At 36.0% G+C, this 15963-nt stretch carries 7 protein-coding genes; 1 reads left to right on the forward strand and 6 read right to left on the reverse strand.

Going from position 1 to position 15963, the window contains the following annotated elements:
• Positions 1–1087: 1087 nt before the first annotated feature.
• Positions 1088–1543 carry a hypothetical protein gene (locus ALGA_RS20965; RefSeq protein WP_096432656.1) on the reverse strand — a complete coding sequence of 152 codons (456 nt, stop codon included), beginning with the start codon at positions 1541–1543 and terminating at the stop codon, positions 1088–1090.
• 285 nt (positions 1544–1828) lie between these two features.
• Entirely contained in the window at positions 1829–6649 is a 4821-nt protein-coding gene (locus ALGA_RS23710) for a thrombospondin type 3 repeat-containing protein (RefSeq protein ID WP_197705638.1), read from the reverse strand.
• 748 nt (positions 6650–7397) lie between these two features.
• On the opposite strand from ALGA_RS23710, the gene ALGA_RS20975 reads away from it, so the two are divergent.
• On the forward strand, positions 7398–7649 hold the full coding sequence (locus ALGA_RS20975) for a hypothetical protein (protein WP_096432658.1): 252 nt from the start codon (positions 7398–7400) through the stop codon (positions 7647–7649).
• A gap of 159 nt (positions 7650–7808) precedes the next feature.
• On the opposite strand, the gene ALGA_RS20980 is transcribed toward ALGA_RS20975, so the two are convergent.
• The 4 genes from ALGA_RS20980 to ALGA_RS20995 form a co-directional block, all read right to left on the reverse strand.
• A complete protein-coding gene (locus tag ALGA_RS20980) occupies positions 7809–10187 on the reverse strand; it encodes a glycoside hydrolase family 95 protein (RefSeq protein ID WP_096432660.1) in 2379 nt (792 codons plus the stop codon).
• Positions 10188–10290: 103 nt separating this feature from the next.
• The gene (locus ALGA_RS20985) at positions 10291–11877 is read right to left on the reverse strand and encodes an arylsulfatase (RefSeq protein WP_096432662.1); all 1587 of its coding nucleotides are present in this window, start codon (positions 11875–11877) and stop codon (positions 10291–10293) included.
• A 177-nt stretch (positions 11878–12054) separates the two neighbouring features.
• Positions 12055–14271, reverse strand: coding sequence for a sulfatase-like hydrolase/transferase (locus tag ALGA_RS23290; protein WP_197705639.1), 2217 nt, complete (start codon positions 14269–14271; stop codon positions 12055–12057).
• On the reverse strand, positions 14268–15923 hold the full coding sequence (locus tag ALGA_RS20995; RefSeq protein WP_096432664.1) for a right-handed parallel beta-helix repeat-containing protein: 1656 nt from the start codon (positions 15921–15923) through the stop codon (positions 14268–14270). The genes ALGA_RS23290 and ALGA_RS20995 overlap by 4 nt, the downstream gene beginning before the upstream one ends.
• Positions 15924–15963 lie beyond the last annotated feature (40 nt).

The following is a 15963-nucleotide window of genomic DNA, read 5'->3' on the forward strand; positions in this document are numbered from 1 at the left end:
TAAATATACCAAAACATTAAATTCAATGCAAAAATAAAAACACCAACCGAATAATCACAAGGTCAGAATATTAGCTTTTACTTCATCCCCTTAAAAACAACATAAAGAATTACTATCTAATACAATAATACTGAATCATTGATTCATAATTACCAATAACATACCAGCATATTTTCCTGGGATTTATTCAATTTTGTTTTGACTGTCCCCCCCCGAAATACGTGCCAATTCAAATGTGTAAAGACCTAAAACGAGTTGTCAAGTTGATTCTGTCGCACTGACCAAACCTAATGCGAAAGCATAGAAGATTTTTCCTGAAATTTAATTCCTGGAATTCACATATGACCAGGAACTTGCTCGATAATTAAGAAGAGTTTGTTGGATCTTTCGAATTTACTCTGAAGATCAAAAGATTATTTAGCCAAACACTTTAATAGAAAATCGGAATGGAAAAAAACAGAAAATAATCTTTGGACGTTTCCGTCAGGCAGAATAGCATTCTACCCGCAAATTTTGTAGGCAATGGATTGGACTTATCCATCTCAAAAGAAATTAATGAGTTGATGGAAGGTGAATTGTGAATACTGCATTTATTGAATTGAAATGCCTGAGTTTGATGTTTAGACAAGAAGGTTGGGATTTGCTGTGAACGACGAGTGGTTGAGAGCGAAAAGTGTGACAGGGTTGCGGGCTTACAAAGCTGGAGTTGAAAACAATTCGGAGCCACAAGTAAAGTGAGACTCCGAAATTATTATTTGTGCAACAATACCGTGAAAATTCTTTTTGGTTGTGCAGCTCCTACTTTAAAGAAACAGAGCCTATTTGGAAAACAAGCGGAACGACCAAAAAGATTTTGGAACCCCTGGCAAACTTTTTGCCGAGGCCCGAGGAGAGAACACAATATTTCCCTTTCATTTTTTTCTTTATCCAATAGGATTATTAAACCAAAACGCTTTGCCCGCAAATTACAAATATGCGGGAGCTGGAAATCATTCGGTTCCCCACCAATCAGTGGGGAGTCGGAATATTACAATAAGTGAAGAAAAACATAACATATGCCTTTTGTCAGTGTATCTTCCCTTTTAAATTAGTTCTCAAAAGATATATCTTTTAACATCCAATTTACAGGATCGGTAGTTTCTTTACTACAGGATGCTGTTGCCGTAAAATCAATCTCCTGAACACTTTTTGTCTGCGTTTGAGTTATGCTTGCGAACCCACTTATTTGAGCCGTCCCCAAGTCCGGTTTAAATTGTTCTTCTTCAATCGTGACGCTGGTAAATGAATAGGTAATCTCAATTTCATAAGTTTGCCATGCACTTGCAGCCTCATCGGCAAGCAACCAAAAATCTTCATTTGGCATCACCATGGATTTGGCAGATTCATAATCTTTAGCATTTATGTAATTACTCCAAGCACTTATCTTTTTCGGTAATTCTTGCTTTACTAAAGTATAATCTGGTTCCGGCGGTTCATCATCAGAGCTGGATTTACCACAAGCACAAACGGAAACTGCTATTAATAACAATAGTATATATTTCATGATATTTCTAAATTAAACACCTCTCATACCAAATTAACATCAAAACTGATCTTCTAAAATGTTTCTTTTCAGCTATATCTTCGTTAAAAAAGATGCAACGTAACCCGGCTATATTTTACTTTTTTGCCTTGATCTAACTAAAAATAATTCCATTTTATTTAAAGATACTTTTTAAATTAAATTGGTATTATTCATGGGTATTATTAATATTTCTTTTTAACTAAAGGTCGAAATACACTCACTCAGCCCAGTAATAAATAAAAGAACTGAGCGAGTATTTAATTATCATCTCATAATGATCATTTTTTTCACATCTGAAAACAGGAAGTCATTATTAACATCCCAAACATCAATAGAATAAAAATAAATCCCGGTCAAACACTCATTTCTATTCCAAACAAGTTCATAAGTTCCTGAGTCTACCATCTCACTTTGAAGAATTCTAATTGTCTGGCCTACTGCATTAATAATCCCTACTTTTACGTAACAGGTTTTAGGAACGGCATATTTAATAGTCGTGATGTCATTAAATGGGTTAGGATAATTTGGAAACAACTCAAAACCTTCGCTTATCTCCAACTCTTCAATGCCCACCGGTTGACAAGCATCACCAATACCATCTGAATTGTAATCTTTCTGATTTCGATTGACAGTAAGCGGGCAATTATCCTCATCATTCAATATACCATCACCATCCATATCCGGATCACAAAGGTCACCAATCATATCCTGATCTGTATCCTCCTGATCGCTATTTGGCGTAAAAGGACAGTTGTCATTTTCATTCAGAATATCATCATCGTCAATATCTGAATCACATACATCTCCCTCTCCATCTTCATCCTCATCTTCTTGTCCTGGATTATAAGCTAAAGGACAATTGTCATCGGAAGTCAAGATATCATCTTCGTCAGGATCATCTCCTCCTGATAGATTCTGAGCATTTGCCACAGTAAAAGTCCATGTAAAAGTGTCAGATTTGTTTCCGTACATATCCTCCACTCCAGTTACACTTGCCATTAAGGTGTTATCCTCAATTGTAAGACCAGTGACATCCGGCAAAATAATAAGCTTATCACCGGAGACACCAAACTGCAGATCGAACTCATAACCGGAATCAATATCTTTTAAAGAAATCTGATCTGCAGAAATACGATTGCCATTAATGGTTTCGTCGAATGTTACAGAGATAATATCTCCATTATCAAGCACAGCATCACTTGGTTCAGGGAGCCCATAAACATGAGGAGGAGTTCTATCCACCGTACCACTTTTTATTTCTGAATAGTTTACTCCACTTTCACATTTAACCATTGCCCTGATATCATAAGCTCCATCGGGAATGTTAACGAAAGACATTTCGTAAGAACCAGCATTTTCTTCCAATTGTGATTTGTCGAAAATCACATCCGGAATCCAATTGTTAGCCAAAGATTCAGCATACTGAATCTCTACCTGATTCATTTGGCCCAAATCATAATCAAGAAAGCTTACATTTAACACATCGCCACCAGTATTATTTATCAACCAATTGTCGAAAGGTTTGGCCAAGGTAATCTCGCTGCAAGGACTCTCATAAATAACGCTAATTGCCACTTCATCTGATATTGCTCCATCGCAAGGAGATACAAGTACAAATCTTAAATTGTTATATGCATAAGCGGATGGACCTCTATTGACTGTTATTGTTTGATCTACCGAACCACCTGCAGGAATTGTATAAGGCGTTGGAATACCGCCCTGAACCTGACTACCACCCAAACTAATAATAGCTCCATCAGGATTACTCTCTTGTAAAAACAATAGGTTATATTCTCTTTCCTCATCGGATTGGCTGGTATTGCCTAATGTTAATTTGAAAACTGCTGTATCCTCAGGATCCTCAAGGTATTGATAATAGATATCAGATAGAAGGTGCACCCCTTCCCGAGGCTGTGTTCCTTTTTCCCAAGGACAACTACTGGTTCCTGCAAAAAGTTCAAAAACAGGTGTCCCATAATACGAATCGCTCTTAATATAAACACTAAACTCATCTCCAGGATCATCATCTTCTAAATGGTAGCCGGTAGTCAAACTGGAAGCCTGTTCTATCGTAGTATCATTCACTGTATGATGATAATAAGAACCTTGATAACCTACCTCCCATGAACAACCTGAAATAACTCCCGCATATCCAGCATTCCAATTCACATCCCAGGCATCTTTTACAATATGGGTATCTACTGAGTCTCTTTGACAAGTTGATGTGAAATCATGTTTAGTACCAGCACTAAACGAGAAATTATTTTCAATACTAGCATCATTTTTTAGTCTTTCATTATATAACAACTCCTCTTGCCATCTTTTAATATCCTCATCGAATTGTTTGGCATTTACCTGATCAGCCTTCTCTTTCAATAGTTCAAGTTCAGGAATAATATAATTTCGAATATGGGATTCGGTGTACATAAAAGTACTTTCGACCTTATCTATATCCCATGCTACTAGAGTATCTTTTACCACCTGATTTGTATTCCAATCAAAGTCAATAGCATCGGCAAGTGAATAACCTATGGAATAGGTCACACCTATAAAAACATCCCCCGCATCTCCTAATACTTTATCTGAATCTGCGGTACTAAATTCTTCCGTTGCGGTTAGAGATACTTTTTTACCTGTAATTGTTTCACTTTCGGTAATTCTATAAAAATCACCGTGACCATAATAATATCCCCCAACATCAATAGACACTTCGCCCCCAACCGAAAGACCAACGCTAGCAACACAACCCAATTGCTCAGAAGTTTGTGTCCCATCTCCTCTAGACGACATTATATTTTGTGTGATAAATGTTGTGAAAGTTGAATCTTTTTTCAAAAAAGAATAGCTATTATCCCCAGGAGGATCCCGTAGTACCCAATGCACTAATTCTGGCGATGTATTATAGAATGCAGGCTCCCTTGGACTGTATCCAGTTACAAGCACCCATTGATCTATATTTGTAGTTTCTTGTCCGACATCTGCACGAACATTCAATTTCTTTTGATAGGGATGCTCTACCGGATAATCATATACATTCGGAATTCCCGGAACTAATGCATAATAAGCAATTCCAGTAGAATCCATCTCAAGCTCCACTGCTCCTTCTGCATTATCGCTTATTTCATCAATAATAGTCAACATTCCACTCTTTACATGACAGGTTGTATCTTCCCATCCTTGTATGACCTCAATTCTCACTTCTTTCCAAAATTTTTGTTTCCAAATTGGAATATTATAATCTCCACCTCCAAAATCCGATAATTGACTTAGATGAATTTCAGGTGGATTTCTAAAAATAAAATTATTCGTAATTGTACATTTACTTAAATCAACAGAATCCAGCATAAAATAATTAAGAATAACTTCATTTGCAGGATCTAGTGCCACCAAACCAATGGTATATTTTTGCGCAGGCAAGTTAATTTCGAAATATCCCACATTGTTAGTCCGAATTATCGTATCGGGAAAACACCCTGCATTTTCATCAACACTTTTTATCTGAAGATCAGCAATGCCAATAAACGCATCGCAAGGCCCCAACACAAATCCTTTTAACATATTAGTTTGCAGATCATAGAAATCAATTCCTGTACTATCTTTTGATACTACTAAATTTATCTTTGCAGGCTCGAAATTATGTGCAAATGTAGAATCACTAAAAACTGGTTTAATTTCGTAATCTCCTTGCTCCTCTATTGCGAGTGAAAAAGCACCCATATTATTAGTAAATACTCCTGTTGGAATGCTATTTTTAATTATTTCTACTCCCTCAACACCACAGTCTGTATTCGCAAATTTTATTTTTCCCCTTAATGTAAATGAGGTTGTATCGGTAAAGTTGATAATATCCAATATTGGAGCAAGCAAATGAATGCTATCCGTAAAAGTTTCTGGAATAAAACCATGATTTCCCTTACTTGGAGTTAACTTAAACTTTGCTCCTTTATAATAATAAATATTTTCAAATTCAAAATATCCACTTGCATTAGTTGTTGCATAATTTGATACTGTATCCCCCTGAGGAATAGAATCCAACCTATCTATTCGTACTTGAACATCCGTTATTCCTGCTCCTCCAGGTGCTTTTATATAACCAGAGATATTACCATTAGATTTTTTCTTTCCTTCAGCCGTTCCCGTTTTAAATATTACGTTATCTTTAAACGGCTTAACCAAATAAGAATATGTATACCCCGGGATACCATCAAAATCTTCACAACTACTTCCAGTTGGATTATCAATCGTTTTTATAGTAATACTACTCCCTCCATCATTCCTTTCTATTGCATATTTTGTAGCACCAATTACATTTGCTACATTCCACTCGATAAGCACTCTATCGGAGAAATCATTTGAAGCAGATACTCCAAGATCAAATATTTTCCCCTTATCTTCCACTTTTATAGATTCACTATCCCAGCTTAAGGTATCCGAATCAAATTTGGAATAAGTTGTAACTGCATACGCATATTCCACTCCTGTCTCAACATTTGAATCATTCCATTCAAATACGTCCGAATTAACTGTTTGAACCAATTCTTCATTTCGGTAAATTTTATACTTGTAATAGTCAGGCGGAACATCTGTATCACTGGAATCCCATTTTAAATTTATTTTAGAATCAAACTCTTCATCACTTGCAGATAAAGTTCCTGGTGGCTTTATTCGTGGCAAAGATGTTGTGACCGAGTCATCAGCAATTAAAGGATAATGATCACATTCCCATGCTCCTCTGTAACGCCCCCAAAAATAGTAAGTTTCTGTGGTCCCTGGTCCCTGAGCATACCAATGATCAGTACCTTCATATTTAAACTCAAAATTTCTATCGTGATTTATTATTCCAATATCAAAGATTGTAGGATCAGCCCTGTAGTTGGTCAAACTTGTATACACAAATAAATCATAAGGTGTACCGCATTTATTATAATGCTTCGCCCACTGAAGATAAACATAGTAATCACTCTGCATCGGATCTGCTTTAAATTCTACACCTAAAGCTGAAATTTTAACCCCGGATTGATCTACTTGAGCAAATACTAGCCCAAACCAAAATAGATACAATACACTTAAGTAAAGTTTTTTCATAACAAAATAGTTGTTAAAAAGTCAAAATATTGAATGAAGTAGTATCTGCTGGAGGCAGATAGGAGATGGAAGCAAGAAACTTCTTCTCGTGAGAGATATAGGCTTCCAATAATAATGGAAGTTGGCTCTTTGTATTTTTAGTTAAAACACCTAATCGTATGCAATTTTTTATTTCTCTTAAAAAGATACTGTTTAACTCAATAATTATTTCCTTTGCAAGGAATACTAAGACTTGCCTCTTGAAAGAAAGCATAATATACAACATTAAGACTTGATCTACAATAAATTAATAGCGTTATTTACATCACATATTTAGCAGTCCCCAACTTATACTTCACATTTATAAGTCGATAATATCTTTATAAATGCAAATATTTATTCCATAAAAGTCGGTAAAACTTCGATCACTTTAATGTAAGATACAGACGCAAAAATGGTGGGAAGGAAAAAAAATAATTTAACTTTTTGATCAAATTCAAAGCATCCTCATTTGTGAGGATAAGAAAAATTAACAATATTTTTTTACAGGATATTTTTCATCTGATTATAATTTGTTTTTGATTTGCCATATGGAACTTACCATGCTGGAGTAATCATCTTCCTGAGTGTCAAAATCGCTTTGGGATGGACGTTTCATGAAATTATGCCCATGTAATGACTCTTACTTAAATAATGACAGGGGAGTACGAAGATGACACTAAATTTTATTCGGAGTCTCAACTATAGTAAGTGCCTGAAATTATTATGTATGCAGCAATACCGTGAAAATTCCTTTTGGTTGTGCAGCTCCTACTTTAAAGACAGAGAGCCGATTTGGAAAACAATCGGAACGACCAATCCCGAAAATCCAGGAGAAAGCCTGGTGAACTTTTTGCTGAGGCCCGAGGAGAAAACGCCATATTTTTCTCTTTCCTGCATCGTGGAAATCGAGAACTATAAAAAACATCAAATCACAGATTTTGAAAAAGAGATTTCCCTATTGAAACAAGAATTTAAATAGGTTAAAATAGAAGGTAATGTCCTAAAAAAGATAATCGGCATATTCTCCAAATAAGTATAAAAACGAAGGTTTTTACAGAGCTTGCCGAAGTATAGGGTGATGTGAGAAGTCAGATGGTGGTCAATTGTCCGCTACCTGACTTATAAGATTAAAGTTTTATTATTTTTCGTACCCAAAAAGTTCGTATGTATAGGTGTCTCCTTTTTGCATATCGATAGGAATTATTTTATCCTGGTAAATTAGATTAAAACTATTCCTAAATTCAGAGCTAATTATTGCTTTATCTAATTGGTTATTGCTCCAAAAGATATCCAATGTTAAACCTCCTCGTGCTTTTAAACCTGTTATTTTACCAGATTGCCATACTTTAGGCAATGCAGGTAATATCCGAATTGTATTTTTCTCGTTCGATTGCAGGAGCATTTCGCTAACACCAGCCGTGTATCCAAAATTTCCATCAATTTGGAATGGAGGATAAATATTAAAAAGGTTTTTTCCAATGGATTTTTTCAATAACAATTGAATGTGTTTATGTGCTTTGTCTCCATCTAGTAATCTGGCAAAACAATTTATCAACCATACCCGACTCCATCCAGGTCCTGCTCCACCATTCTCTAAACGATGATTTAATGTTTTTTTAACGGCAATTATTAAATCTGGATTTTTTTCTCGATCAACAAAATTTCCAGGATAAAATCCATATAAATGAGACATGTGTCTATGTCCTGGTTCTGGTTCCTTGTAAGCTCTATCCCATTCCAGTATTCGACCGTCATCACCAATAACAAAGCCTGGACGTAATTGGTTCTTTTGCTGTTTCACCTTTTTCACAAACTCGGTTTCGATATGTAGTATTTCACATGCTTTAAGGTAATTCTCGAATACTTCGTAGATTATTTGCTGATCCATAGCACTACCTAAACAGGTGGCAACAGATTTCCCTTCGCTATTATAAAAGCTATTTTCTGGTGAAGTGGAAGGTGCAGAAATTAGCGTGCCATCTCTAGGATCTTCAATAATCCAATCGCTATAAAATCGAGCCACTTCTTGCATAGCAGGAAAAGCTCTTTCTTTTAAGAATTCATTATCTCTTGTATACTCATAATGTCGCCAGTAATGTTGCATTAACCAGCCTCCTGCCCCTATCGAGCAACCCCAATAAGCTGTAGGAGCTCTTAACCATGTTGATGCCCACAAATCAGTTGCATGTGGGATAAATGCACCTCTACAACCAAAATTTTTACTTGCTGTTACTTTTCCATTTTCAACTAATCGATCAATATAGTCAAAAAGAGGATTATTAAGCTCGCCAAGATTTGTCATATCAGCAAGCCAGTAATTCATTTGTAAATTAATATTAAGATGGTAATCGGCATTCCATCTGGCTTGAATGTTCTCATTCCATAAACCTTGAAGATTAGCAGGATTTGTTCCTTCTCTTGATGAAGAGATGAGCAAATAACGTCCATATTTAAACAGTAATGCCTCTAATCCTAAATCGACAGCACCATTTTTCACTCTTTCAATTCTCTGGTTCGTAGGAATGGAATTCAAATCATTGTTGCCTAGTTGAAATTTTAGTCTTGAATAGAGGCTTTGATAATCTTCGCAATGTTCTTTTTTTAAAACGTCAAAACTTTTTGAACCAATAGCTACCAAATCATTTTTGTTCTGTTTGCTGTATTCGTCAAAGTAATAAGAAGAATTAGAAACTAAATAAAGGGTTGCCTTTTTTACCTTTTTCAATTCAAGATAATCTTCGCCTTTTTGTACGATACCACCCTCATTATTTATTTTTAACCTCGTTTCAAATTGAACACCTTCTAAAATGGGAGCGGATTTTGAATTAAATTCCCCTCCACGTTGCGTTACTTCTCCTTGCATCAGAAGGAGGCCGTCATTCGTTGTAAGTGTTTTGGCTGTTTTAAATCCATTGTCGTTTGGTCTACTAAGTCTAAGCTTAGCATTTAATCCTTCTGGTGCTTCTGAAGTCAGTTGAATAATTATGGCTTTATGAGGATGAGAAACAAACACTTGTTCTGTAACGAGTGAACCATTCGACTTATAGGAAACTAGTAAGCTTGCTTCACTAATATTTAACTCTCTTCGATAATCAGTTATGTTTTCATGATCGAAATCAATAAACAAATCTCCTAAGGTTTGATGTGACCTAACTACCCTTTTTCGGGATAACTTATTTACAAAAAGCTGATCAGCCTCTTCGTTATTCCCCTCAAATAATAAGGCTCTAATCTTGTCAATATCGTTTTTATTCCCTTCAGGTTCGTTCCAATCGGAGCTCCCTGCCGGCCACATAGAATCATCATTTAATTGAATACGTTCGTTAGACGTATTTCCAAATACCATAACTCCTAACTTACCATTGCCCAAGGGTAAAGCTTCGTTCCAACTATTGGCGGGTTCCTTATACCATAATAAATCATCATGGGGCTTTTCTTGAGGATGACAAGCTATCAATAAGAAGGCTAATAGAACATTAGCGTATTTAATAAGTTGTTTATTGAAGTTGTGTATCATTACTATTTATTAAATGGTTTTTTTGACAATAAGTGCCAACCTGGTTCAAATAAGAGGTTGTAGAATTATTATTTGACTATCAAGCTTTAAATAGTTTCTCTATTTAGTTTTTAATCGGAGGTAATAAAGATTTTTCATCCCGGAACCACCCATTTTTAAAATCTCCATTGCACTCTTTGCTTAGTAGTTTTATTAATTGTTCTGCTTTTTCTTGATTCTCGGTAATCAAGTTCTTTTCTTCCCTATAATCATTCGGAAGAAAGTATAACTGAAAAATATCTTTAGGGGCAAAATACCGTAGCTTCCAACCAGCCTTTGTCACCAATGCCGGTCCCAAATACGAAGAATATACCACATAGTCATGCGGTTTGCTTTTTTCACCAAGCAAGGTGGGTAAATAAGAAACGCCATCTTTGGCGGTAGGCAAGCTAAATCCTACCAAATCGGCCATTGTTGAAATGAAATCGTAATTTGCAACTAAGGCATTGGAACTAACCCCTTTCTCAATCTTTTCGGGCCAGCTTACAATTAAAGGCACTCGCACCCCACCTTCCCAATTGCTTCTTTTGATACCCGCCATTCCATCATTTCCATCAAATACGTCGCCTGCCAGACCGCTGTAATATTTGGTGGTGATATCATCGAAAAATTCTCCAGTTTTCATATTTCTTGTCGGCTTTAGTATTCGACCTTCCTGTGCGTAATAAATTTCATGGCCATTATCTGCACTAAAGACAAGTATTGTATTTTTATCCAGCCCTAATTTTTTGAGTTCAGTCATAATCATCCCAACATGATCATCAAGCATTTTTACCATAGAGGCATATTCTTTTTCGATTTGGGTTAATCTGCTATCATTTAGAAACTCATCGTCCACTTTTGGAATCGCAACTGGTCCGTGTGGTAATTGCGTGGGATGGTAAAGAAAAAAAGGTCTGTCTTTGTTCTCTCGAATAAAATTCAGGATCTTTTCCAAAAACAAATTTTGAGAATATACAGCTTTACCTTCCCTATTCCACCGCTCTTCAAATGTTTTATCAGTTTCCCTCTCTATACTTTTTCCACAATCTACTCGTGTATTGCCTTCGATGTATTCCAATTTTCCATTTTCAAAAAGAAATGGAGGATAAAACCCATGACATCTTACATGATCTAAATAGCCATAATAGTAATCCCAGCCATGCCGTTTCATTTGCTTGTCGGTTACAGAGAATCCCCATTCAAGCTTGCCTATTTCTCCTGTTGTATATTCTGAATTCTTAAAAACCTCAGCCAAAAAAACTTCATCGTCAGGAATCGGACCATATTGGTCATTGAGTTTCCTCTCTATTTCCTCCTGATTCATCGCACCTGAAGATATTTTCAGATAAGCTCCCCCATGACTTAACTTCCAGCGATCATTATGGCAGTCATGATAACCTGTAAGAAGACTTGCTCTCGCTGGAGCGCATAACATACATCCATAGGCATTTTCGAAACGCATTCCTTGACTAGCCAGCTTGTCAATATTGGGGGTTTTAATTATTTTCTGACCTTCAACCGAAAGCAATCCACGCCCCAAGTCGTCAGCATAAATAAATATGACATTTGGCTTAGAGCGGTTTAGTGTGTCCGAATTATTTGATGGTGCTCCTTGAACGAAACCAAATAACAGGATTCCTACGCATAATAAGTAGCATTTAATTCTCATCTTGAAAGATTTTCAAAATTTCATCCCAAACCATTTTTGCCATTAAAAAAACAGGCTATTATTTAAGATATTCCATCCCGCTTTTATGATCTATTCTCTACATAAAAAAAGAGTATCTAAAATAGAACAACTTAGCCAAGCCTTTAATGTTCCTTATTTCAGACACTCTATATGTAATTATTTTTTCTGATAAACTCTTACGTAATCTACTTCGTATTTTCCAGGGAAACTGGTTTCAGAAGGGTCTCCTCCATTAGAGCCTATCGCTAAATTAAGAAGAATATAATGTTCTTGACTAAATGGATTAAATCCATCTGCACATATCGTTTTATTTAAATCTATTACATTCAACAATTCATCATCCAAGTAAATTCGAATATACTCTTCTGTCCAGTCCATTTTCCAAATGTGAAACTTCTCAGCCCAGTCTTTCTCTTTTTCGAGAAACTTCTGAAAAGGCACCTTTTCAGAATCCCAAACAACCTGATGTTTGGAATCGGCCCAAGCTGCATTTGCCAATATTTTAGCTACCCCTTCATGTCTGTAGAATTCCATGATATCAATTTCACCATTGGCAGGCCACTTTTTATCGATACCTAAAGTCCATATAGCTGGCCACATCCCCATTCGAGGGTCTATTTTAGCTCTTACTTCTATAATGCCGTATTGAAAACTGAACTTGTCTTTTGTCCTAATACTAGAAGAGGTATATCTCGCGTATTTCCTGTTTACTCGCCAATTCTTACTGTTTTTTTTGTATTCAGGATTTTTAAGCTTTTGTTTTCTTCCTTCAATTACCAGTGCACCACCATATACATTTGCATTATCTGATTGGTACCATTGCAATTCATTATTTCGTACAAATCCTTCTTCATAAGACCAATATTTTGAATTTGGTTTCCCCTTCTGGTCAAATTCTTCTGCCCAAAGTAATTGATACTCGTCAGGTACTTGTGCACCAAGTGTATCCACATTAAAAGGACTTAGCATAGCATACCTTTCAGGGTGAAGTTTATCATATTTTTCTCCCTCCATTAAACCAAAGAAAACGGGATCTTTCATTTCACTTTCCCAAGATTGATATCTTGATTTCATATCCGAATAGTGATTCTCATCACTTAATGCAAGTGAATTCTTTTCACCGATATCCTCCTTTAAGTTGTAGATTTCATCGGTAACAGATTTATATTTCACCAATTTATGATCTCCAAATCGGGCTGCATACGCTTTTTGATCGTATTTGCGCCAAAACAATTGTTTATGCGGTTGTCCTATGTTCTCGCCATTGATATAGGGAACCAAATTAACACCATCCAACTTATTTTTCGGAGTAGCTTCCGCATAGGCCACGACAGTTGCAAAAATATCAAGAGAACTTACCGTTTTATCGTAAACCATTCCTGCTGGAATTTTCGCTGGCCATTGCATCGCAAAAGGAACATGAATACCACCTTCATACAGACTGCTTTTCCCATCTCTCAATTCACCATTATCTGATGCATTATCGTGTTCTGGTCCACCATTATCCGATAAAAAGAAAACAATGGTATTTTCGTTAATTCCAAGCTCTTCTAACTTATCGAGGACCTTACCAACGCCATCATCGACAGCACTCACCATAGCAGCATAAGTCCTTCTTTTTTCATTTTTAATATGAGAAAATCGTTTTAAATATTTCTCTGTTGCCTGCAAAGGTGTATGGGGTGCATTATATGCTAAATACATAAAAAATGGTGCATCTGCCTTGCGTTCAATAAAGGAGACAGCTTCGCGACTTAAAGCATCTGTAAGATATTCCTTTTCGTCAACTCTGCCATCGTCTTGCATTAAACGAGTATTGTATGCATCGTACTGAGCTCTAATTTCACTTACATCATTTAATGTCCATTTTTCTGGAAAGTAATTATGCCCACCACTTAAGAAACCATAAAACTCATCAAATCCTCTTCTCAGCGGATATTGTGATTTATTCGAGCCTAAATGCCATTTTCCTAATGCCATGCTTTGATAAGCTGAGCGGGACAGTACCTTAGCCAATGTTTCTTCGGTAGATGGTAGACCTTGAGCTGTATCCCTTGGTGCACATAATGGGTTTCGTCCAAACCCAAATCGGTCTTGATATCTACCAGTTATAATACCTGCTCTGCTAGGTCCACAAACAGCATAGGTTACATAGCCATTGGTGAATTTAACGCCATTTTGTGCTATTCTATCAATATTAGGTGTAGGGATATCTTTACAACCGTTAAATCCTACATCTCCATACCCTTGATCGTCCGTTAGTATGACAATAACATTAGGTTTCTCCTGTGCTTTAAGTGTGTTGGTTCCCATTAGTATTGCTACCAACATCATTCCAGTCAGGAGGATATTTGTAATATTTTTTCTGATCATCTTATATTCTTTAATTCAATCGCTCCCATATCTGGAAGTCCTTTGATTTTATTTCCTAAAATATCATATTCGACCTTTAAGCCTATGGATAAACCAATGCTATCATTTGGAATATTGAATATCTCCATCCCTTTATTCTTAATAAGCTTCGCATGAATAGGTATATAATCCTCAATTTGGTCTCCTCCGGCATTCATAAAGTCAGGACTTCCAATAACCCCTTGTTCATCTTGTATTGGTAGTTCCTTAGGCCAATTACTTTGTTTCAAGTATAGATTATTTTGAAATACTAAGTTTTCTATATTAGTTTCACTCTCCTTTTCAGGATTGTATTGATCGCCTAAGACGGCATTAGTTTCGCCTTCAATACAGAATATATTATTGGCAATAAATATCCCTGAAGCCCCATTATCAATGGCTATATTCGCTTTGATAGCCTTATTCACATAGATGGTATTGTTATAAAAATAGGTATTAAATGGCCCACTGCGTTTTCTTTTGCCATTGTAACCACTTAACCAAAATATTTTTCCTTCCTGAAATGCCCCATTTTCGCCTTTAACCCGGTAACCATCATTTACACTAATATTGTACCGATAAGCGCAATTGTAATTATTGCCTAATATCTCGCAAAATCCACCAGCATTATTAGCGCTAAAATTATATTGCAAGACAATGTTCTTACAGTTATAATCAATATGCGCTCCGGCAGAATCACCAGGACCTTTTGCGTTTAAAAAATGATTTTTTTCAATTAGTACCTCATTGGATCCCCAAGTCCACAAACAACTCCCACGTCCCCATTTTCTTGAATCATTATTACTTCCCGAATAATTAATGAAATTATTACGAACCAAAACATTTTCGACACCTGACATTTGAATCCCAGGGCCTCCTGTCTCCAATACCGTATTATTTTTTATTTCAATATTCCGAAGACTATGCTTTTCTGTTTTACTAGTCAATTTAATCCCAGTATGCGCAATATTTTTAACTACACAGCCTTCTATTTTAATACCATTCATGAAAGCTCCCTCACATGTATTAATGAAACGAATACCCCAGCCATAATTTTGGGATCCATTGGCAGTTTTTACTTCATTGACCCCTCTTAAAAATCCTTTCTCTTCGAAAAACACATCGTTTACCAGTAAATTTTTAAGATAGATGTGTTCATAACTTCCTCTTTTACTCAGCATAACCAGAACACCACATCGCATCAGTTCCTTCTCATTTCTATCGTAGGAAGCTCCTCCATTGGCTGAGATGCTAATATTTTCAAATTCGACAAAACTGCAATTTTCCAATAAAATTCCATTTAAATTGCCTTTGGCGTCAATATTTGCTCTCTGATTGTTTCTAGTATTATCGATTGGATAGCTGGCAATTACAATTGGCCTTTTCTGACTTCCATGTACATCTCTTAATTCTAAGGAACCATAAAAGGTGCAGTCAGAAACGAGCAATAGACTATCTCCCGGGTAAAAATTGAGAGAACTTAACTTATCCAAACTTTTAAAAGGAGAATAAATTCTAGTTCCAGTGTTATCATCATTCCCTATTTTTGAATTCACATAATAAGTTTTAGCTGTCACTTCGAATCCTGAACTGATTAGTAAAACAAGCAATGTAATATGTACAATTATTCGCATCCTTTCTCTCTTTTTAATTTCATGCAAATCGCTATAAATA

This window comes from Labilibaculum antarcticum (genome assembly GCF_002356295.1).
GTDB classification, from domain to species: domain Bacteria; phylum Bacteroidota; class Bacteroidia; order Bacteroidales; family Marinifilaceae; genus Labilibaculum; species Labilibaculum antarcticum.